Genomic DNA, 19,878 nt, shown 5'->3' on the forward strand with positions numbered 1-19,878 from the left:
CAGATCGCGTTTATCACCCGCAGGCGCGCCCGCGCCGCCCCCGGGGCGCACGGGCCCGCAGTCGCGCCGCAGCCGGGGCACACAGCAGGCGCGCCCGGCGACCACCACCCGCACCCGCTACACTGGGGGAGAACCACGGCAACCTTTAACCCCGTCCTGTGAGGCGGAGAAGGGAGCGGCGGATGAGCACGCGCACAGTGATGCACGATGCCGACATCGCCCGCGCATTGACGCGAATCTCGCACGAGATCCTGGAGTCCAACAAAGGACCGGAAGGACTCGTGCTCCTCGGGATCCCGACGCGGGGTGTCACCCTCGCCGAGCGCATCGCGCCGCTGATCAGCGAGTTCGGGGGAGCGGCCGTCCCGGTCGGCGCCCTCGACGTGACGATGTACCGCGACGATCTGCACCGCAACCCCACGCGCGCGCCCCAGACGACGCGGATCCCCGCCGGTGGCATCGACGGCAAGACCGTCGTGCTCGTCGACGACGTGCTGTTCTCGGGCCGGAGCATCCGCGCGGCCCTGGACGCCCTGCAGGACATCGGGCGTCCCTCCGCGGTCCGCCTCGCGACGCTCATCGACCGCGGTCACCGTGAGCTGCCGATCCGGCCCGATTTCGTCGGTAAGAATCTGCCGAGCGCCCGCGACGAGCGCGTGAACGTGCGCCTCGCCGAGGTCGACGGCATCGAAGAGGTGACGATCGAATCATGAGGCACCTGCTCGACACCCGCGACCTCTCCCGCGCCGAAGCGCTCGAGATCCTCGACGTCGCCGAGGACATGGCCGACACCCAGCGCCGCGAGGTCAAGAAGCTCCCGACGCTGCGCGGCAAGACCGTCGTGAACCTCTTCTTCGAGGACTCCACGCGCACCCGCATCTCGTTCGAGGCGGCCGCCAAGCGCCTGAGCGCCGATGTCATCAACTTCTCCGCGAAGGGCTCCAGCGTCAGCAAGGGCGAGTCGCTGCAGGACACGGCGCAGACGCTGCAGGCGATGGGGGCGGATGCCGTCGTCATCCGCCACGGCGCCTCCGGCGCCCCGCGCACTCTGGCGACATCCGGCTGGATCACCGCCGGGGTCGTCAACGCCGGCGACGGCACGCACGCCCATCCCACGCAGGCTCTGCTCGACGCCTTCACGATCCGCAAGCGCCTGCACGGCGACGACAGCCGCGGCCGGGGGCTGGACGGCATCCGGGTCACGATCGTCGGCGACGTGCTGCACTCGCGCGTCGCGCGGTCGAACGTGTGGCTGCTGCACACCCTCGGCGCGCACGTGACCCTCGTCGCCCCGCCGACCCTCGTGCCCCAGGACGTCAGCGGCTGGCCCGTCGAGGTGGACTACGACCTGGATCGCGCGATCGCCGCCGGTCCCGACGCGCTCATGATGCTCCGTATCCAGCTCGAGCGCATGAATGCCGCGTATTTCCCCACTGAACGGGAGTATTCCCGCCGCTATGGACTCGACGCGCGACGCCTGGACGCCCTGCCGACCGGTAGCATCGTTCTGCACCCGGGCCCGATGAATCGCGGCCTGGAGATCTCCGCCGAAGCCGCCGACTCGCCGCGCTCGACGGTTCTCGAGCAGGTGGCGAACGGCGTCTCCGTGCGCATGGCCGTGCTCTACCTGCTGCTGGCAGGCGCGCGGACCGACTCCGAGAAAGAGGACCTTCGATGAGCCACGCCCCCTCCCACACCCTCCTGGTGCGCGGCGCGCGGATCGAGGGGCAGGATGCCACCGACCTCCTCGTGCGCGACGGCGTCATCGTCGAGACCGGCACCGGCCTCTCGCACGCGGGAGCGACGGTCGTGGATGCCGACGGCCTCATCGCCCTGCCCGGGCTCGTCGACCTGCACGTGCACCTGCGCGAGCCGGGGTACGAGGCATCCGAGACCGTGGCCACCGGCTCGCGGGCGGCGGCGGCGGGCGGTTTCACGACCGTCTTCGCGATGCCGAACACCTCGCCGGTCGCCGACACCGCCGGGGTCGTCGAGCAGGAGCTCGCCCTCGGTGAGGCGGCGGGCTACGTCCACGTGCAGCCGATCGGCGCGGTCACTGTCGGGCAGAAGGGCGAGCGGCTCGCCGAACTCGGCGCGATGGCCGATTCGCGTGCCCGGGTCCGCGTCTTCAGCGATGACGGCTTCTGCGTCTTCGACCCGCTCATCATGCGGCGCGCACTGGAGTACGTGAAGGCGTTCGACGGCGTCATCGCGCAGCACGCGCAGGACCCGCGCCTCACCGAGGGCGCGCAGATGAACGAGGGCGCGGTGTCCGCCGAGCTCGGTCTCACCGGCTGGCCCGCGGTCGCCGAGGAGTCGATCATCGCCCGCGACGTGCTGTTGGCCGAGCACGTCGGCTCGCGCCTGCACGTGTGCCACCTGTCCACCGCCGGGTCGGTCGACATCATCCGCTGGGCTAAGAAGCGGGGCGTCAACGTCACCGCCGAGGTGACCCCGCACCACCTGCTGCTGACCGACGAACTGGTGCGCGACTACGACGCCCGCTACAAGGTCAACCCGCCGCTGCGCCGCGAGGAGGATGTGCTCGCGGTGCGCGAGGGCCTCGCCGACGGCACGATCGACATCGTCGCGACCGACCACGCGCCGCACCCCGCCGAGGCGAAGTCGTGCGAGTGGGCGGCGGCCGCGAACGGCATGGTGGGGCTCGAGAGCGCCCTGCGCGTCGTCCACCAGGCCATGGTCGAGACGGGGCTCATGGAGTGGACCGACGTCGCACGCGTGATGTCCCGCACGCCCGCCCGCATCGGCCGGCTCGAGGGTCACGGCACCGCTCTGGGCGCCGGTCAGTCCGCGAGCTTCACGCTCTACGATCCCCGCCCCGCCCGCACGTTCGGGCTCGACGACCTGCGCGGTCGCAGCAAGAACTCGCCGTACCTCGGACGCGAGCTGCCGGGCGAGATCCGCTGGACCGTGCGCTCCGGCATCCCCACCGTCGTCGACGGCGCTGTTCTGGAGGTTCCGGGGGTGCTCGCGTGACGCGCGAGGGCGCACTGCTGGTGATGGCCGGCGTCGCGCTGGTGATCCTGGTCCTCCTCGCGGTGGCGTGGCTCCGACGAACGCGGCGCGATGCGCGCTACTCCGCCCCGGTGGGAGAGCTTCCCGACGGCGCCGAGGAGTGGGGCGTGTTCCCGGGGCTCTACGTCGCGACCACGCGTCACGACGAGCCCCTGGAACGCCTCGCGATCCGCGGCCTCGGGTTCCGCTCCCGCGTGGACGTCACGGTCACCTCGGCCGGGATCGCCCTCGACCTGCCGGGCCAGCCCCGCATCGCGCTTCTCCGCGACCGCCTCGTCGACGCAGCTCAGGCCACCGTCGCCATCGACCGCGTGGTCGAGCGCGACGGCTTGACGCGCGTCAGCTGGCGCATCGACGACGACACCGTCGTCGACACCTACCTCCGACCTCAGGATGCCTCGGCGAAAGCCCTCGCCGATGCCATCCGTCCGCTCATCATCACGACAGGAAGCGACGCATGACCGCCCTGATCTCCCCTCCGCGCATCTCGCGCGAACCCGCCGTCCTCGTGCTGGAGGACGGCACCCGCTACCCCGGCCGTGCCTACGGCGCCCGCGGCGAGACCTTCGGCGAGGTCGTCTTCGCCACCGGCATGACCGGGTACCAGGAGACCCTCACCGACCCCTCGTACGCCGGCCAGATCGTGCTGCAGACCGCCCCGCACATCGGCAACACCGGCGTGAACGACGAAGACCCCGAGTCCCGCCGCATCTGGGTCGCCGGCTACGTGGTGCGCGACCCTTCCCGCGTCGTCTCGAACTGGCGCGCCGACCGGTCGCTCGACGACGCCCTCGTCGAGGACGGGATCGTCGGCATCTCCGGCATCGACACCCGCGCCGTCACGCGCCGCATCCGCTCCGAGGGCAGCATGCGCGGCGGCGTCTTCTCGGGCGAGGCCGCGAACCTGGATGCCGACGAGCAGCTGCGTCGTGTGCTCGCCGCCCCCGGCATGGCCGGCCGCAACCTCTCCGCCGAGGTCTCGGTCACCGAGGTCGAGGTGACCCCGGCGACCGCCGAGCGCGTCGGCAACCTCGCCGTGCTCGACCTGGGTGTCAAGCAGTCCACGATCGACAACCTCGCGGCCCGCGGGTTCGACGTGCACGTGTTCCCGCAGTCCGCGACCATCGACGAGATCCGCGCGATCGAGCCGGTCGCGGCGTTCTACTCCAACGGCCCGGGCGACCCGGCCGCGAGCGACCAGCACGTCGAACTGCTGCGCGCGGTGCTCGACGACGGGCTGCCGTTCTTCGGCATCTGCTTCGGCAACCAGCTGCTGGGTCGCGCGCTCGGCTTCGGCACGTACAAGCTGCCGTTCGGCCACCGCGGCATCAATCAGCCCGTGCTCGACAAGACCACCGGTCGCGTCGAGATCACCTCGCAGAACCACGGCTTCGCCGTCGACGCCCCCCTGGACGCCGTCGTCGACAGCCCGAACGGCTACGGCCGCGTCGAGGTGAGCCACATCGGCCTCAACGACAACGTCGTCGAGGGGCTCCGCGCCCTCGACATCCCGGCGTTCAGCGTGCAGTACCACCCCGAGGCCGCCGCCGGCCCGCACGACGCCAACTACCTGTTCGACCGCTTCCGCGACATGGTGCTCGCGACCCAGGAGACGAAGAAGAATGCCTAAGCGCGACGACATCCACTCCGTCCTCGTCATCGGCTCCGGCCCGATCGTCATCGGTCAGGCCTGCGAGTTCGACTACTCCGGCACCCAGGCGTGCCGCGTCCTCCGCGAGGAGGGCGTGCGGGTCATCCTCGTCAACTCCAACCCGGCGACGATCATGACCGACCCCGACTTCGCCGACGCGACGTACATCGAGCCGATCACCCCCGAAGTGATCGAGTCGATCATCGCGAAGGAGAAGCCGGATGCCGTGCTCCCCACGCTCGGCGGCCAGACGGCCCTGAACGCGGCGATCCAGCTGCACAAGCGCGGCATCCTCGAGAAGTACGACGTCGAGCTCATCGGCGCGGACTTCGACGCGATCAACCGCGGCGAGGACCGCCAGATCTTCAAGGAGCTGGTGCTGGAGGCCGGCGCCGACGTCGCGGCATCCGTCATCTGCCACTCGATGGACGAGCTCCTCGCCGGTGCGGAGAAGCTCGGGTACCCGCTGGTCGTGCGTCCCTCCTTCACCATGGGCGGTCTCGGCTCGGGCTTCGCGTACGACGAAGCCGACCTCCGCCGCATCGGCGGCGCGGGCCTGCACGACTCGCCCACCAACGAGGTGCTGCTCGAGGAGTCGATCCTCGGGTGGAAGGAGTACGAGCTCGAGCTCATGCGCGACACCGCCGACAACACGGTGGTCGTCTGCTCGATCGAGAACGTCGACCCGGTCGGGGTGCACACGGGTGACTCGATCACCGTGGCCCCCGCGCTGACGCTGACCGACCGCGAGTACCAGAAACTCCGCGACATCGGCATCGACATCATCCGCGCCGTGGGCGTCGACACCGGCGGCTGCAACATCCAGTTCGCCGTCGACCCGAAGACGGGCCGCATCATCGTCATCGAGATGAACCCGCGCGTGTCCCGCTCGAGCGCGCTGGCCTCGAAGGCGACCGGGTTCCCGATCGCGAAGATCGCGGCGAAGCTCGCGATCGGCTACCGCCTCGACGAGATCCCGAACGACATCACCAAGGTGACCCCGGCGAGCTTCGAGCCCACGCTCGACTACGTCGTGGTCAAGGTGCCGCGGTTCAACTTCGAGAAGTTCCCCGCCGCCGACACCACTCTCACCACCACCATGAAGTCGGTCGGTGAGGCCATGGCCATCGGCCGCAACTACACCACGGCGCTGCAGAAGGCGCTGCGCTCGCTCGAGAAGCGCGGCTCGAGCTTCCACTGGGGCGAGGAGTCCCGGTCCGTCGACGAGCTGCTGGAGATCTCGAAGCGCCCGACCGACGGCCGCATCGTCGTGCTGCAGCAGGCCCTGCGCAAGGGCGCGACGCCCGAGCAGGCGTTCGACGCGACGGCGATCGACCCCTGGTTCATCGACCAGATCGTGCTCATCAACGAGGTCGCCGAGATCATCCGCAACGCCGGAGAACTGGATGCCGAGACCCTCCGCCTCGCGAAGGAGCACGGTTTCAGCGACGTCCAGATCGCGGAGATCCGCGGGCTCGACGAGGCCGAGGTGCGCGGCATCCGGTACGCGCTCGACGTGCGCCCGGTCTACAAGACCGTCGACACCTGCGCGGGGGAGTTCCCGGCGCTGACGCCGTACCACTACTCCAGCTACGACTGGGAGACCGAGGTCACCCCGTCGGAGCGGACGAAGGTCGTCATCATCGGCTCGGGGCCGAACCGCATCGGGCAGGGCGTCGAGTTCGACTACTCGTGCGTGCACGCCTCGTTCGCCCTGTCGGACGCCGGGTACGAGACCGTCATGGTCAACTGCAACCCCGAGACCGTGTCGACCGACTACGACACCAGCGACCGCCTGTACTTCGAGCCGCTGACGCTCGAAGACGTGCTCGAGGTGCTCCACGCCGAGTCGCAGTCCGGCGCGATCCTCGGCGTCGTGTGCCAGCTGGGCGGTCAGACGCCGCTGGGCCTGGCGAAGGGCATCGAAGCCGCCGGCTACACGATCCTCGGCACCAGCCCCGAGGCGATCGACCTCGCCGAGGAGCGCGAGCTGTTCTCCCGCCTGCTCGACGAGGCCGGTCTCGTGGCTCCCCGCAACGGCACGGCCATCGACGTCGAGGGCGCGGTCACCGTGGCCGAGGAGATCGGCTACCCGGTGCTCGTGCGCCCGAGCTTCGTGCTCGGCGGCCGCGGCATGGAGATCGTCTACTCGACCGAGGCGCTGCGCGACTACTTCGTGCGCGTCGCCGACCAGGCGATCATCGGACCCGGGCTGCCGCTCCTCGTGGACCGCTTCCTCGACGACGCGATCGAACTCGACGTCGACGCGCTGTACGACGGCACCGACCTGTACATCGGCGGCGTCATGGAGCACCTCGAGGAGGCCGGCATCCACTCCGGCGACTCGTCCTGCACCCTGCCGCCGGTCTCGCTCGGCCGCACCGAGGTCGACCGGGTCCGCGAGGCGACCCTCGCGATCGCGAAGGGCGTCGGCGTCCGGGGGCTCCTCAACGTGCAGTTCGCGATCTCGGCCGGCGTCCTCTACGTCATCGAGGCGAACCCGCGCGCGAGCCGCACCGTTCCGTTCGTGTCGAAGGCGCTCGGCATCCCGCTCGCGAAGGCCGCCAGCCGCATCATGGCCGGCAGCACCATCGCCGAGCTGATCGCCGAGGGCCTGCTGCCCGAGCAGGACGGATCCCGCGTTCCGCTGGACGCCCCGGTCGCCGTGAAAGAGGCCGTGCTGCCGTTCAAGCGGTTCCGCACCGCCGACGGCCACACGGTCGACTCGGTGCTCGGCCCCGAGATGCGTTCGACCGGCGAGGTCATGGGCATCGACCGCGACTTCCCGACCGCGTTCGCGAAGTCGCAGGAGGCCGCGTACGGCGGGATGCCGACCTCGGGCACCGTGTTCATCTCGGTCGCCGACGCCGACAAGCGCGCGGTGATCCTGCCCGCCCACCGGCTGCAGGAGCTCGGCTTCTCGCTGCTCGCGACGGAGGGGACGGCGGAGATCCTGGCGCGCAACGGCATCCGGGTGCAGGTCGTGGAGAAGTACTCCGAGACGCAGGGCTCCGGCCAGCGGAACGTGGTCGACCTGATCAACGCCGGCGAGATCGACATGATCGTGAACACGCCCTCCGGTGGCACCGCACGTGCCGACGGCTACGAGATCCGCGCCGCGGCCGTGGCCGCCGACAAGGCGCTCTTCACCACGATGGCGGTCCTCGGCGCGGCGGTGAGCGCCCTCGGTGCGATGAAGGACGGCTTCGCGGTGCGCAGCCTCCAGGAATACGCCGTCGACCGCGCGGGTCGCCTGTGAGCGAGACGTTCGGTCAGCGGCTGGCCGCTGCCCTCGAGACCCACGGCGCCCTGTGCGTCGGCATCGACCCTCACGCCGCGCTGCTGTCGGCGTGGGGGCTGGATGCCACCGCCGACGGCGCGCGCGAGTTCGGTCTGCGCGTGGTCGACGCCGCCGCCGGTCGCGTCGGCGTGGTCAAGCCGCAGGTGGCGTTCTACGAGCGCTACGGCTCCCGCGGATTCGCGGCGCTGGAGGACGTGATGGCCGCCGCGCGCGCGGCGGGCCTGCTGGTCGTCGCCGACGCGAAGCGCGGTGACATCGGCACGACCATGGAGGGTTATGCCCACGCCTGGCTCGAGCCCGGTTCTCCTCTCGAGGCGGATGCCGTCACCTTGACGCCGTATCTCGGTGCCGACTCGCTGCGCGAGACGCTCGGGCTCGCGGTCCGCCACGGCAAGGGGGCGTTCGTGCTGACGGCGACGAGCAATCCCGAGGCGCGGGCGGTGCAGAGCGCGATCGTCGACGACGCCCTGGCGGTGGGCGATCACGAACACGTCGCCGCGCGCGTGGCGCACGACGTGAACCAGGCGAACATCGGCGCGCCCGGGGCCCTGGGTCCGGTGGGCGTCGTGGTCGGTGCCACCGTCGACCGCGCCGCGTTCGGTCTGGGCGACGTCGCGTTGGCCGGCATGCCGATCCTCGCTCCCGGGTTCGGAGCGCAGGGTGCGGATCCGGCCGATCTCCGCCGTCTGTTCGGCTACGTCGCGAAGGCGGTCGTGGCGAACGAGAGCCGGAGCGTTCTGGCCGTCGGCCCCGCCCGGCTCGCAGACCGGATCGAGGCGCGTGCCGACCTGTACCGGGAGGCCCTGCATGGCTGATTCGCGCCGTCCCCCCGAGGTCGACCGGGCGGCGGCCTCGCGTCGCGCGGTCGCCGCGCGCCGCGAGCGCGCCGCGCTGAAACGCGACGTGTCCACGCGCGTGATCACGCCGCAGGAGCTTCTGCGCCGCGGACTCGCCGACCCGCTGTCCGCGGCCGGGGCGATGCGCGTCACCGAGTTCCTCACGGCGATCCCCGCGATCGGCGAGAGCAAGCGCGACCGCATCCTCACCTCGCTCGGGATCTCACCGGTGAAGCGCCTGGGTGGTCTGGGCTCGCGCCAGCGCGATGCGCTCCGCGACTACCTCGACGCCCGGTGGCCCGAGCCCGGTCCGCGCGAGGGGCGCAGCCGCCTGGTGGTGCTCGCCGGCCCCACCGCGGTCGGCAAGGGCACGGTCGCGGCCCACATCAAGGAGAACTTCCCCGAGATCCACCTCTCGGTCTCGGCCACGACCCGAGCGCCGCGCCCGGGTGAGGTGGACGGCGAGCACTACTACTTCGTCGACGATGCCGAGTTCGACCGGCTGATCGCGGCGGGGGAGCTGCTGGAGTGGGCGACCGTGCACAACACGCACCGGTACGGCACGCCCCGAGAGCCGATCGACCGCGTGCTCGCGGCGGGCGGCACGGCGCTGCTCGAGATCGACCTGCAGGGCGCCCGTCAGGTGCGCGCGGCCGATCCGTCGGCCACGCTGGTGTTCCTGCTGCCGCCGAGCTGGGACGAACTCGTCCAGCGTCTGGTCGGTCGGGGGACCGAGGATGCCGAGGAGCGCACGCGCCGACTCCGCACCGCCCGGACGGAACTCGCGGCGCAGAACGAGTTCGACTACCGGGTCGTGAACGACGAAGTCGCCCACGCCGCGGCCGAGGTCGTGGCCCTCGCCGCACGTCGCCCCGACGTCGGATAGAATACGAGGATGCTTCGGCGCCGTCGGGCGCCGCATCCACCCCATCCCGCCGAACCAGGAGGTTCCCCATGGCCGGACGTGACAAGGGCATCATCGACCCGCCCATCGACGCGCTGCTCGACAAGGTCGACTCGAAGTACCAGCTCGTGATCTACGCGTCCAAGCGCGCACGTCAGATCAACGACTACTACTCCGATCTGCACGAGGGCAACCTCTTCGACAACGTGGGTCCGCTCGTCGACTCCACCGTCGAGGACAAGCCGCTGACGATCGCGCTCCACGAGATCCACGAGGACAAGCTGCGCCTCAAGGCTGCGGAGTAATCCACAGCCGACGCATCTCGTGATCTGTTCACAGATGTGACGATGCCCCGGGCGGCTGTCCGCCGTCCGGGGCATACTTGTGCCCGTCCCCAGCCCGAAACCGACCGGGAGTCGTCTTGACCGACCTGCGCCTGTTCACGTCCGAGTCCGTCACGGAAGGACACCCCGACAAGATCTGCGACCAGATCTCCGACAGCATCCTGGATGCCATCCTCGCCGAGGATCCGTCCGGTCGCGTCGCCGTCGAGACCCTCGTGACCACGGGCCTGGTGCACGTCGCGGGTGAGGTGTCGACGAGCGCGTACGTCGAGATCCCCGCGATCGTGCGCGACGTCGTGAACCGCATCGGGTACACCTCCAGCGAAACCGGCTTCGACGGCGACTCGTGCGGTGTCAGCGTGTCGATCGGCGCGCAGTCCTCCGACATCGCCGCCGGCGTCAACAAGGCGTTCGAGCAGCGCGAGCGCGGCTCCGTCGACCCGCGCGACCTGCAGGGCGCGGGCGACCAGGGCATCATGTTCGGCTTCGCGACGAACGAGACGCCGCAGCTCATGCCGATGGCGGCGTGGACCGCGCACCGGATCGCCGAGCGCCTGGCATCCGTCCGTAAAGACGGCACGCTGCCGTTCCTCCGCCCCGATGGGAAGACCCAGGTCACGCTCGGGTACGACGGACACACGCCGCGCACGGTCGACTCGGTCGTGCTGTCGACGCAGCACCACCCCGACATCTCGCAGGAGCAGCTGCGCGCTCTCGTGCAGGCCGAGGTCATCGACCCCGTGCTGCGCGAGACGGGGCTCGATCTGCCGGACGTGCAGTACTACATCAACCCCGCCGGTCCCTTCGTGATCGGCGGGCCGAAGGGCGACGCGGGCCTCACGGGACGCAAGATCATCATCGACACCTACGGCGGGGCCTCGCGCCACGGCGGCGGCGCCTTCAGCGGAAAAGACCCCTCCAAGGTCGACCGCTCGGCGGCGTACGCGATGCGCTGGGTCGCGAAGAACGCGGTCGCGGCGGGCCTCGCCGACCGTCTCGAGGTGCAGGTCGCCTACGCGATCGGCAAGGCGAACCCGGTGGGCCTGTACGTCGAGTCGTTCGGCACCGCGCACGTCGCCGACGAGACGATCGTGCACGCCATCCGCGAGGTGTTCGACCTGCGTCCGAAGGCGATCATCGACCAGCTCGACCTGCTGCGTCCGATCTACGCCCAGACGGCGGCGTACGGCCACTTCGGCCGTGAGCTGCCCGACTTCACGTGGGAGCGCACCGACCGCGTCGACGCGCTGCGCACCGCCGCCGGACTCTGACGTGAGGGCGCCCGCGCCGGGCGTGCACCGCGTCGCCGCTGCCCTGGCATCCCGTGATCCGCTCCGCCGTGCGCGGCGGAGATCCCGCGGGGCCGCCGAGTGAGTGCCCGCCGCGTCGCACGGGTCCAGCTCGACTCCCCGGTGCCTCAGCTCGATCGGCTCTTCGACTACGCGATCCCGCATCCTCTGGTCGCCGACATCGTGCCCGGCGTGCGGGTGAAGGTGCCGCTGCGGTCGGCCGGTCGGATGATGGATGCCTTCGTCGTCGAGGTCGCGGCCGACGACGGCACCGAACGGCCGCTGTCGTCGGTCGAGAGCGTCGTGTCCACGATGCCCGTGCTCCCCGAACGCCTGTACACGCTGGCGCGCAAGGTCGCGGACCGCGCGGCGGGATCCGTGAGCGACGTGCTGCGGCTCGCGGTGCCGAAGCGCATGGTGCGGGCCGAGAAGGCCTGGCTCGCCGCCTCTCTCCCGGAGACGCCGGTGGTTCCGGCCGAGTCGCTCACGCGCGCCGATGCGACGCTGAAGCCGTACGGGGGACTCATCGACGCGCTCGACGGCGGCGAGCGCGTCGCGGTCGACGCCCCACCGCACACGACCGGCGCGCTGCCCCGCGGCGCGTGGGCCGACCTCCTCGCCGCGGCCGCGGTGCACATGCTGGCGCGGGGGCGGAGCGCGGTGCTCGTGGTGCCGGACTACCGCGACCAGGCCCAGCTCATGGCTGCGCTGGCCGACCTCGTGCCGCCCGAGGCCGTGGTCCGCGACGACGCCGACCAGTCCGGCCCGGCGCGGTACGCGCAGTACCTGCGCACGCTCGCCGCGGTCCCGGTGATCGTCGTCGGCCGCCGGTCGGCGGTCTACGCGCCCGCCCACGACACGGGGCTCGTGGCGCTGTGGGACGACGGCGATTCGCTGCTCGCCGAACCGTTGGCACCGGGCGTGCACGCGCGCGATGCCGCGCTGGTGCGGCAGGAGCTCGAGGGCTCTGCGCTCGTCTTCGCCGGCCACACCCGCTCGACCGACGTCCAGCGTCTGGTCGAGGTGGGCTACGTCCGGGAGTCGGCACCGGCGCGGCGACAGAGTCCGCGGGTCGTGCTGAGTGCGACGCGCGAAGGGGAGTCACGGACCGCTCGCGTGCCGTCCTCGGCGTTCGCGGCCGCGCGCGAGGCGCTGGCGCAGGGTCCGGTCCTCGTGCAGGTCGCGCGCCCCGGATACGCGCCGTCGCTCGTCTGCGCGGACTGCCGCCGTCCTGCCCGCTGCGCGCACTGCGCCGGCCCCCTGCGGGCAGCTCGCCCCGGAGCCGTTCCGGTGTGCGCGTGGTGCGGCCGCGGCGCCCACGCCTGGACCTGCGGGCATTGCGGGTCGGTGAAACTGCGGATGGCCTCCTCGGGCAGCGAGCGCACGGCCGACGAGCTGGGCCGGGCCTTCCCGAACACGCGGGTGATCATCGCGGACGGCGCGCATCCCGTGGCGGAGGTGGATGCCACCCCGGCTCTCGTGATCGCCACGCGCGGGGCCGAGCCGATCGCGCGGGGCGGGTACCGGGCGGTCATCCTCCTCGACGGCGACCGCATGCTGCAGAACGAGGCGCTGCGCGTCGGCGAGCACTGCCTGCGCTGGTGGTCGAACGCCGCCGCCCTCGCGGCCCCCGGCGCCCCGGTGCACCTCGTGGGCGTCGCGGGTCCGGTGGCGCGGGCGCTCGCGACGTGGACGCAGCCCGCGTACGCCCGGGCGGAACTCGTCGACCGTGCCCCGCTGCGGATGCCGCCCGCGGTACGCGTCGCGAGCGTCGAGGGACACGCCCGGAGCGTCGACACCCTCCTCGCCGAGCTGCGGGAGGCCGTGCCGGATCTCGACCCCTTGGCCGTCCTCGGCCCGGTCGACACGTCCACGGCCCTCGACACCCCGACGTCCCGCGCGCTCGTGCGGTTCGACTACGCGCACGGCCGCGCCGTCGCCGACGCCCTTCGCGCCGGCGTCATCGCGGATGCTCTGCGCGCGCGGAAGTCGACGAAGGAGAAGGGACCGAGGCCGCGGAATACACTCAGAGTGCGGCTCGACCTCCCCGAGCCCGACCTCTGAGCGCCGCCGCCCGGTCCCACCCACCCGCATCCGAAGCGTGAGGAGAACCATGCGCCTCGTCTTCGCCGGCACCCCCGCCGTCGCCGTCCCCTCCCTGCGCGCGTTGGCCGCGGGGCCGCACGAGATCGCCGCCGTCGTCACCCGTTCCGACGCGCCGCTCGGCCGCAAACGCGTCCTGACGCCCTCCCCGGTCGCGCAGGCGGCGGAGGAGCTCGGCATCCCGACGATCAAGACCGACCGCCTCGATGCCGAGGCCACCGCGCGCATCGCCGCGCTCGACCCCGCACTCGGCGTCATCGTCGCGTACGGCGGTCTCGTGCGCGAGCCGCTGCTGTCCGCGCCCGCGCACGGATGGATCAACCTGCACTTCTCGCTCCTCCCGCGCTGGCGCGGCGCCGCCCCCGTGCAGCGGGCGCTGATCGCGGGCGATCGCGAGACCGGTGCGAGCGTCTTCCAGCTGGTGGCCGAACTGGATGCCGGCGACGTGTTCGCCGAGGAGCGCTACGCGGTGCCGTGGAACGCCACCGCGGGCGACGTGCTCGACGACCTCGCCGAGATCGGCGCGCCGCTGCTGGCGCGCGTCGTCGACGGGATCGCCGACGGTTCGGCGGTCGCGACCCCGCAGGCCGGCGAGCCGACCCTGGCCCCGAAGCTGACCCTCGACGACGGTGCCCTCGACTTCTCCTCGGATGCCGAGACCCTCCGTGCGCGGATCGCGGGTGTCACCCCCGAGCCCGGCGCCCACACCACGGTCGACGGAGCACGGTTCAAGGTGCTGCGGGCCGCGGCGAGCACGGCGGATCCGATCCCACCCGGCCGGGTCGTGGCATCCGGTCGCGAGATCCTCGTGGGGACGGCGACCTCCCCGCTGCGGCTCGAGACCGTGCAACCCGCGGGCAAGGGCGCGATGCCCGCCGGCGATTGGTTCCGGGGTCTGCGCGTCGAGAACCCGGTGCTGGGCTCATGAGCGTCCAGGGAGCGCGCGCCGTCGCGTACGACGTGCTGCGGGCGGTCTCCGCCGACGAGGCGTACGCGAACCTGTCGCTGCCGCACGCGATCGAGCGGGCGAGACTGGATGCCAAGGACGCCGGCCTCGCGACGGAGTTGACGTACGGCACGCTGCGACGGCGCGGAACGTACGACGCGATCATCGCTGCGGCGGCGGACCGGACCGTGGACCGCATCGACCCGGCGGTGCTCGACGCGCTGCGGCTCGGCGTCCACCAGTTGCTGTCGACGCGCGTCGCCTCGCACGCCGCCGTCAACGAGTCGGTCGAACTCGCCCGGCGGCACGGCGGCGGGCGCGGGGCGGCGGGATTCGCGAACGCCGTCCTGCGGCGTGTGTCGCGCGAGACGCCGGGGCACTGGATGGAGCGCATCACCGCGGCCGCCCGCAGCGACGACGAACGACTCGGACTCGCGACCTCCCACCCGGTGTGGATCGTCCGCGCGTTCCGTCGCGCCCTCGCGGCCGAGGGGCGCGCCGACGAGCTCGACGCCCTCCTGACCGCCGACAACGACGCCCCGCGGGTGGCGATGGTCGCCCTGCCGGGTCTGGCCGAGATCCCCGACGACGCCCGTCCCGCCCGATTCGCGCCGACGGCGTTCACGACGCGCGGGGGAGACCCCGAGGCGCTCATCCGCGCGTCGGACGGTCGCCTCCGCGTGCAGGACGAGGGCTCGCAGCTCGCCGCCCTGGCCCTCAGTCGCGTGCGGCCGATCGCGGCCGGGGAGCGGTGGCTCGACCTGTGCGCTGGCCCGGGCGGCAAGACCGCGCTGCTGGCGGCGGAGGCCCTCGCGGGCGGTGCCCGACTGGATGCCAATGAGATCTCGCCGCACCGTGCCGGGCTCGTGCGCCGGGCCGTGGCATCCGTCCCGCTCGAGGTCGAGGTGACCGAGGAGGACGGCCGCGACCGCGCGGCGCGGGCGGCGGGGGAGTACGACCGTATCCTCGTCGACGCGCCGTGCACGGGCATCGGGGCGCTGCGGCGTCGGCCCGAGGCGCGGTGGCGGAAGAGTCCGGCCGATGTCCCCGACCTCACGGCGCTGCAGCTCGAGCTCGTGCGGGCGGGTCTCGGCGCGCTGAAGCCGGGCGGGGTGCTGGCGTACGTGACGTGCTCCCCGCACCTGGCGGAGACGTCCGGGGTTCTGGCCGAGGTGCGCCGCGAGTTCGGCGACACCGTCGAGGAGCTCGACGCCCGCGCCGTGGTGCGCGACATCGCCGGGCCCGACATCGACCTGCCCGCGCAGGCCGACGGCTCGCTCCGCGCCCAGCTGTGGCCTCACCGCCACGGCACCGACGCCATGTCGATCGCGCTGCTGCGACGCGTGTGAGGCCCGTCGCTCGCATAATGGTCGGGTGCCCTCCGACACCCCCCGCATCAATCCGAGCATCCTCGCCGCCGACTTCGTGAACATGCAGGCGGAGCTCGCCCGCATCTCCGGGGCCGACTTCGTGCACGTCGACGTCATGGACAACCATTTCGTGCCGAACCTCACCTTCGGTCCGCAGATGGTCGGTCGCATCCAGGAGACGAGCCCCGTGCCGCTGGACGTGCACCTGATGATCGACGACCCCGACCGGTGGGCGCCGGAGTACGCCGAGCTGGGGGCGGCATCCGTCACCTTCCACCTCGAGGCCGCCGCGTCGCCCGTCGCGCTCGCGCGGACGCTCCGCTCGATCGGTGCCCGCGCCGGGGTGGCCGTGAAGCCCGCCACGCCCGTGGAGAACCTGTTCGACGTGCTCAACGAGTTCGACCAGATCCTGGTGATGACGGTGGAGCCCGGCTTCGGCGGTCAGTCGTTCATGCCCGAGACGATGCCCAAGCTCCGCACGCTCGCCGACGAGGCGAAGCGCCGCGGGTCGAGCGTGTGGCTCCAGGTCGACGGCGGCATCGGCGAGTCCACGATCGCGCAGGCCGCCGAGGCCGGGGCCGACACGTTCGTCGCCGGGTCCGCGGTGTTCGGCGCGGATGATCCCGACCGCGCGATCCAGTCGCTGCGATCCGCCGCCGCCCGCCACGCGCACTGAGCCGCCCGCGCTGCCCCGGCACGCGCGCCGCGCACCCGCGCCCCTCGCCGTCACCCCCCTCCCGCGATAAACGGCATCGGCGGCGAGAAACGCCCCTTCGTGCCGTTTCCGGGCGTGGATGCCGTTTATCGCGCCGTACCGCGCATCGCGCTTGTGCCGTCTATCGCACTGAAGCGCGCACCCCCCGGGGCCGGCCCGACAGCCGGGGCACCGCCGAGCCGATACCCTAGACAGGTGAAGACCTTCGACGACCTGTTCGCCGAGCTCAGTGCCAAGGCCGTCGAGCGCCCCGCCGGCTCCGGAACCGTGGCCCAGCTCGATGCCGGCGTGCACGCCATCGGCAAGAAGATCGTCGAGGAAGCCGCCGAAGTGTGGATGGCTGCCGAGTACGAGTCCGACGAGGCCGCAGCGGAGGAGATCTCGCAGCTGCTGTACCACCTGCAGACGCTCATGCTCGCGAAGGGCCTGACGCTCGCAGACGTCTACCGACATCTCTGAGCCGCTCCCTTCCCCCTCTCGCTCACGAACCACGAAAGCCCCCGTCATGCTGCGAATCGCCGTGCCGAACAAGGGGTCGCTCGCCGAGACCGCCGCCGAGATGCTCTCGGAGGCCGGATACACCGGACGTCGCGACTCGAAAGACCTGTACACCGTCGACCCCGTCAACGAGGTCGAGTTCTTCTACCTCCGCCCGCGTGACATCGCGACGTACGTCGGCTCCGGGGCCCTCGACGTCGGCATCACCGGCCGGGACCTGCTGCTGGACGCCCGGATGCCGGGCGCCCGCGAGGTCGAGTCGCTCGGCTTCGCCGGCTCCACGTTCCGCTTCGCCGGCCGGCCGGGCCGGTTCACCGACGTCGAGGACCTGCAGGGTCTCCGCGTCGCCACCGCCTACCCCGGCCTCGTCGACGCGTTCCTCGACGAGCGCGGCGTGGCCGTCGACATCGTGCCGCTGGACGGCGCCGTCGAGTCCGCGGTGCAGTTGGGCGTGGCGGATGCCGTGGCCGACGTCGTCTCGACCGGCACGACGCTGCGTCAGGCGGGGCTCGAGATCTTCGGTCCGGTACTCCTGGAGTCGGATGCCGTGCTGATCGCCGGCCCCGAGGAGGTCGACGGCACCGAGACGCTGCTCCGACGCCTGCGGGGGGTCCTCGCCGCCCGGAAGTACGTCTTGATCGACTACGATCTCCCGACGGCCTTGATCGACCAGGCGATCGCGGTCGCCCCCGGCCTGGAGTCGCCCACGATCTCCCCGCTCCGTGACCCCGAGTGGGTGGCCGTGCGCGTGATGAGCCCCCGCCGCGACGTCAACCGCGTGATGGACGAGCTGTACGCGATCGGCGCCCGGGCGATCCTGGTGACCGAGATCCTCGCCGCGAGGCTCTGATGGCCCTCGCCCGCCGCATCATCCCGTGCCTCGACGTGGCCGCCGGCCGCGTCGTGAAGGGCGTGAACTTCCTCGACCTGCGCGACATGGGCGACCCCGTCGAGCTGGCGAAGCTGTACTTCGACCAGGGCGCGGATGAGATCACCTTCCTCGACGTGACCGCGACCGTCGACGAGCGCTCCACGACCTACGACGTCGTCCGCCGCACCGCGGAACAGGTCTTCATCCCCCTGACCGTCGGCGGGGGAGTCCGCTCCGCCGAGGACGTCGCCCGCCTGCTCTCCGTCGGCGCCGACAAGATCGGCGTGAACTCCGCGGCGATCGCCCGCCCGGCGCTGATCGACGAGATCGCCGATCGCTTCGGCGCGCAGGTGGTCGTGCTGTCGCTCGACGTGAAGCGCGCGGCATCCACCCCCTCCGGCTTCGTCGTGACGACCCACGGCGGCCGCACCGAGACGACGCTCGACGCGCTCGACTGGGCTCGCGAGGCCGTCGAACGCGGTGCCGGCGAGCTGCTGGTCAACTCCATCGACGCCGACGGGACGAAGCAGGGTTTCGACCTCGAGCTCGTCCGCCTCATGCGCGAGGTCGCCGCGGTGCCGGTGATCGCCTCGGGCGGCGCGGGCGCTCTCGAGCATTTCGCCCCGGCCGTCGATGCGGGCGCCGACGCGGTGCTCGCGGCATCCGTGTTCCACTCCGGCCAGCTCACGGTCAGCCAGGTCAAGGACGCGATGGCCGCCGAAGGGATCGAGGTGCGCCGATGAACGTCGAGGCGTTCGACCGCGTGAAGTACGACGCCCAGGGACTCACGACCGCGGTCGTCCAGCAGTTCGACACGCGCGAGGTGCTCATGGTCGGGTGGATGGATGCCGAGGCCCTGCGCCGCACGCTCACCACCGGCCGCGTGACGTTCTGGTCGCGCTCGCGCCAGGAGTACTGGCGCAAGGGCGACACGTCCGGGCACATCCAGGTCGTCAAGGGTGCGCGTCTCGACTGCGACGGCGACACCCTGCTGCTGGAGGTCGACCAGATCGGGGCCGCCTGCCACACCGGCGACCACACGTGCTTCGACGCCACCGACCTCGAACCCGTCGTGGGGCAGCTCTGATGCGCCGAGCGCGCTCGCTGTCCGTCGTCGGGATGCTTCTCGCCGGCGCTCTCGGCGTCATCTCGTCGACTCAGACGTGGATCGACGTGACCCTCGCCGACGGCGCTCAGCAGACCCTCGCGGTGCCGGGCTCCGACGCGGTGCCGGTGCTGACACCCCTCAGCCTCGCCGCGTTGGCCCTCGGTGCCGCGCTGTCGATCGTCGGTCCGGTGCTGCGCTACGTGCTCGGCGTCATCGCGCTCGCGATCGCGGGGGCCGTGGGCATCGCGACCGCCGTCCTGCTCCTCGCGTTACCGGTCTCGGCGACCGCGGCGACCGTCACGAAGGCGACCGGGATCTCGGGAACGGATGCCGTCGCCGACCTCGTGGCGTCCATGGCGCTCACCCCGTGGCCCGCGGTGACGCTGCTGGCTGAGCTGATCCTGGCCGCCGCAGCGGTGTTCACGCTCGTCACGGCCCGGCGGTGGCAGGGGAGCGCGGGGCGTAAGTACCGCACGGCCGCCGACGCGCCCGCGGACGCCTCCCGCCCCCACGACGCCATCGACTCGTGGGACGACCTGTCGCGGGGCTCCGACCCGACCGCCTGACCGAGACCTTCGGTCGATGTCGAGCCATCCGCACCGGCCGCCCCCGCGCGTTTCGATAGACTGGTCGCACGCTGTTCCCCGCGCTCGCGCGCGACTCGAAGGAGATCCATGAGCAACCCCATCGGCGATCCCGGCCACGGACACTCGCCCGCCGCCTGGACGGCCGTGATCATCATGCTCCTCGCGATCACGCTGGGCACGCTGTTCTTCTGGTTCGACATCCCGGTCCTCGTGTGGGCCTCGGTGGGCCTCCTGCTCGTGGGCGCCATCGTCGGCTGGGCGATGACCAAGGCGGGCTACGGCGCCAACGGCGCGAAGTCGAACCCGAAGGCCCACTGAC

At 71.9% G+C, this 19,878-nt stretch carries 20 protein-coding genes; all 20 read left to right on the top strand.

Features of this window, described 5'->3' with window-relative positions; genetic code table 11:
• Positions 1-182: 182 nt before the first annotated feature.
• The 20 genes from pyrR to BW982_RS02595 all read left to right on the top strand — a co-directional run bounded on the left by pyrR (position 183) and on the right by BW982_RS02595 (position 19,877).
• Complete coding sequence (pyrR, locus tag BW982_RS02500) at positions 183-713, top strand: bifunctional pyr operon transcriptional regulator/uracil phosphoribosyltransferase PyrR (RefSeq protein ID WP_076490504.1); 531 nt, start codon at positions 183-185, stop codon at positions 711-713.
• Positions 710-1,678: an aspartate carbamoyltransferase catalytic subunit gene (locus BW982_RS02505; RefSeq protein ID WP_076490505.1), complete on the top strand. Its 969-nt coding sequence runs from the start codon at positions 710-712 to the stop codon at positions 1,676-1,678. The genes pyrR and BW982_RS02505 overlap by 4 nt, the downstream gene beginning before the upstream one ends.
• Positions 1,675-2,997 (top strand): dihydroorotase, encoded by a 1,323-nt coding sequence (locus tag BW982_RS02510; RefSeq protein WP_076490506.1) that lies wholly within the window; start codon positions 1,675-1,677, stop codon positions 2,995-2,997. Before BW982_RS02505 ends, BW982_RS02510 begins: the two co-directional genes overlap by 4 nt.
• Entirely contained in the window at positions 2,994-3,497 is a 504-nt protein-coding gene (locus BW982_RS02515; RefSeq protein WP_076490507.1) for a PH-like domain-containing protein, read from the top strand. Before BW982_RS02510 ends, BW982_RS02515 begins: the two co-directional genes overlap by 4 nt.
• Positions 3,494-4,666, top strand: a complete 1,173-nt coding sequence (gene carA / locus BW982_RS02520) for a glutamine-hydrolyzing carbamoyl-phosphate synthase small subunit (RefSeq protein ID WP_076490508.1) — start codon at positions 3,494-3,496, stop codon at positions 4,664-4,666. Before BW982_RS02515 ends, carA begins: the two co-directional genes overlap by 4 nt.
• Positions 4,659-7,946: a carbamoyl-phosphate synthase large subunit gene (gene carB, locus BW982_RS02525; protein ID WP_076490509.1), complete on the top strand. Its 3,288-nt coding sequence runs from the start codon at positions 4,659-4,661 to the stop codon at positions 7,944-7,946. The genes carA and carB overlap by 8 nt, the downstream gene beginning before the upstream one ends.
• Positions 7,943-8,803: an orotidine-5'-phosphate decarboxylase gene (pyrF, locus tag BW982_RS02530; RefSeq protein ID WP_076490510.1), complete on the top strand. Its 861-nt coding sequence runs from the start codon at positions 7,943-7,945 to the stop codon at positions 8,801-8,803. Before carB ends, pyrF begins: the two co-directional genes overlap by 4 nt.
• On the top strand, positions 8,796-9,710 hold the full coding sequence (gene gmk, locus BW982_RS02535) for a guanylate kinase (protein ID WP_076490511.1): 915 nt from the start codon (positions 8,796-8,798) through the stop codon (positions 9,708-9,710). Before pyrF ends, gmk begins: the two co-directional genes overlap by 8 nt.
• A gap of 68 nt (positions 9,711-9,778) precedes the next feature.
• A complete protein-coding gene (gene rpoZ / locus BW982_RS02540) occupies positions 9,779-10,033 on the top strand; it encodes a DNA-directed RNA polymerase subunit omega (RefSeq protein WP_076490512.1) in 255 nt (84 codons plus the stop codon).
• Between the two features lie 116 nt (positions 10,034-10,149).
• Complete coding sequence (metK, locus tag BW982_RS02545; RefSeq protein WP_076490513.1) at positions 10,150-11,343, top strand: methionine adenosyltransferase; 1,194 nt, start codon at positions 10,150-10,152, stop codon at positions 11,341-11,343.
• A gap of 99 nt (positions 11,344-11,442) precedes the next feature.
• Positions 11,443-13,425, top strand: coding sequence for a primosomal protein N' family DNA-binding protein (locus tag BW982_RS02550; protein ID WP_076490514.1), 1,983 nt, complete (start codon positions 11,443-11,445; stop codon positions 13,423-13,425).
• Between the two features lie 49 nt (positions 13,426-13,474).
• Positions 13,475-14,392, top strand: coding sequence for a methionyl-tRNA formyltransferase (gene fmt / locus BW982_RS02555; protein WP_076490515.1), 918 nt, complete (start codon positions 13,475-13,477; stop codon positions 14,390-14,392).
• Positions 14,389-15,759: an RsmB/NOP family class I SAM-dependent RNA methyltransferase gene (locus BW982_RS02560; protein ID WP_076490516.1), complete on the top strand. Its 1,371-nt coding sequence runs from the start codon at positions 14,389-14,391 to the stop codon at positions 15,757-15,759. The genes fmt and BW982_RS02560 overlap by 4 nt, the downstream gene beginning before the upstream one ends.
• A 25-nt stretch (positions 15,760-15,784) precedes the next feature.
• A complete protein-coding gene (gene rpe, locus BW982_RS02565) occupies positions 15,785-16,456 on the top strand; it encodes a ribulose-phosphate 3-epimerase (RefSeq protein ID WP_076490517.1) in 672 nt (223 codons plus the stop codon).
• A 234-nt stretch (positions 16,457-16,690) separates the two neighbouring features.
• Positions 16,691-16,954 carry a phosphoribosyl-ATP diphosphatase gene (locus tag BW982_RS02570; protein ID WP_022877496.1) on the top strand — a complete coding sequence of 88 codons (264 nt, stop codon included), beginning with the start codon at positions 16,691-16,693 and terminating at the stop codon, positions 16,952-16,954.
• A gap of 46 nt (positions 16,955-17,000) precedes the next feature.
• Positions 17,001-17,843: an ATP phosphoribosyltransferase gene (gene hisG, locus BW982_RS02575; RefSeq protein WP_076490518.1), complete on the top strand. Its 843-nt coding sequence runs from the start codon at positions 17,001-17,003 to the stop codon at positions 17,841-17,843.
• Positions 17,843-18,607, top strand: coding sequence for an imidazole glycerol phosphate synthase subunit HisF (gene hisF / locus BW982_RS02580; protein WP_076490519.1), 765 nt, complete (start codon positions 17,843-17,845; stop codon positions 18,605-18,607). The genes hisG and hisF overlap by 1 nt, the downstream gene beginning before the upstream one ends.
• The gene (gene hisI, locus BW982_RS02585; protein ID WP_076490520.1) at positions 18,604-18,951 is read left to right on the top strand and encodes a phosphoribosyl-AMP cyclohydrolase; all 348 of its coding nucleotides are present in this window, start codon (positions 18,604-18,606) and stop codon (positions 18,949-18,951) included. Before hisF ends, hisI begins: the two co-directional genes overlap by 4 nt.
• A complete protein-coding gene (locus BW982_RS02590) occupies positions 18,951-19,538 on the top strand; it encodes a Trp biosynthesis-associated membrane protein (protein WP_076490521.1) in 588 nt (195 codons plus the stop codon). Before hisI ends, BW982_RS02590 begins: the two co-directional genes overlap by 1 nt.
• Before the next feature lie 108 nt (positions 19,539-19,646).
• Complete coding sequence (locus BW982_RS02595) at positions 19,647-19,877, top strand: DUF6704 family protein (protein ID WP_076490522.1); 231 nt, start codon at positions 19,647-19,649, stop codon at positions 19,875-19,877.
• Position 19,878 lies beyond the last annotated feature (1 nt).

Source organism: Microbacterium sp. RURRCA19A (assembly GCF_900156455.1).
Classification (GTDB): domain Bacteria; phylum Actinomycetota; class Actinomycetes; order Actinomycetales; family Microbacteriaceae; genus Microbacterium.

Excerpts from the sequence above, each read along its gene's own strand:
- fmt (WP_076490515.1), top strand. The coding sequence starts at position 13,475 with ATGCGCCTCGTCTTCGCCGGCACCCCCGCCGTCGCCGTCCCCTCCCTG.
- BW982_RS02505 (WP_076490505.1), top strand. The coding sequence starts at position 710 with ATGAGGCACCTGCTCGACACCCGCGACCTCTCCCGCGCCGAAGCGCTC.
- gmk (WP_076490511.1), top strand. The coding sequence starts at position 8,796 with ATGGCTGATTCGCGCCGTCCCCCCGAGGTCGACCGGGCGGCGGCCTCG.
- carB (WP_076490509.1), top strand. The coding sequence starts at position 4,659 with ATGCCTAAGCGCGACGACATCCACTCCGTCCTCGTCATCGGCTCCGGC.
- rpoZ (WP_076490512.1), top strand. The coding sequence starts at position 9,779 with ATGGCCGGACGTGACAAGGGCATCATCGACCCGCCCATCGACGCGCTG.
- BW982_RS02510 (WP_076490506.1), top strand. The coding sequence starts at position 1,675 with ATGAGCCACGCCCCCTCCCACACCCTCCTGGTGCGCGGCGCGCGGATC.
- BW982_RS02590 (WP_076490521.1), top strand. The coding sequence starts at position 18,951 with ATGCGCCGAGCGCGCTCGCTGTCCGTCGTCGGGATGCTTCTCGCCGGC.
- carA (WP_076490508.1), top strand. The coding sequence starts at position 3,494 with ATGACCGCCCTGATCTCCCCTCCGCGCATCTCGCGCGAACCCGCCGTC.
- hisI (WP_076490520.1), top strand. The coding sequence starts at position 18,604 with ATGAACGTCGAGGCGTTCGACCGCGTGAAGTACGACGCCCAGGGACTC.
- BW982_RS02560 (WP_076490516.1), top strand. The coding sequence starts at position 14,389 with ATGAGCGTCCAGGGAGCGCGCGCCGTCGCGTACGACGTGCTGCGGGCG.
- pyrR (WP_076490504.1), top strand. The coding sequence starts at position 183 with ATGAGCACGCGCACAGTGATGCACGATGCCGACATCGCCCGCGCATTG.
- hisG (WP_076490518.1), top strand. The coding sequence starts at position 17,001 with ATGCTGCGAATCGCCGTGCCGAACAAGGGGTCGCTCGCCGAGACCGCC.
- BW982_RS02595 (WP_076490522.1), top strand. The coding sequence starts at position 19,647 with ATGAGCAACCCCATCGGCGATCCCGGCCACGGACACTCGCCCGCCGCC.
- hisF (WP_076490519.1), top strand. The coding sequence starts at position 17,843 with ATGGCCCTCGCCCGCCGCATCATCCCGTGCCTCGACGTGGCCGCCGGC.